This window comes from Tritonibacter sp. SIMBA_163 (assembly GCF_046535935.1).
GTDB lineage: Bacteria > Pseudomonadota > Alphaproteobacteria > Rhodobacterales > Rhodobacteraceae > Epibacterium > Epibacterium scottomollicae.
Genome location: NZ_JAWJBP010001404.1, coordinates 1 through 234, shown reverse-complemented (window position 1 = coordinate 234; position 234 = coordinate 1). Strand labels below are relative to the sequence as shown.

The window sequence follows — 234 nt, the reverse complement described above, 5'->3', positions numbered from 1 at the left end:
TCCAAGCCCCAACTTTGCCCTTCCCACTGGCTCACGGCCCCCGAGATCAAAGGCTTTTTCTGTGTCACAGCGGTGCGGTTCACCAGATAGCGAGTGCCAAAGTTATCGGTACCGTCAAGGATCACATCATATTCGCCAAAGAGATCACGACCCAGTTCCCCGGTCAGTCCACGATGATAGGGACGTACCGTGCCGAACCCGGTCCGTGCCTCCATTTCGGCTTGGGCAGAGACC

Annotated in this window: 1 protein-coding gene; it reads right to left on the bottom strand. The window is 57.3% G+C overall.

Going from position 1 to position 234, the window contains the following annotated elements:
- Positions 1-234 (bottom strand): HesA/MoeB/ThiF family protein (locus tag R0J92_RS26915; protein ID WP_411053937.1); only part of this gene is annotated, 234 nt, incomplete at both ends.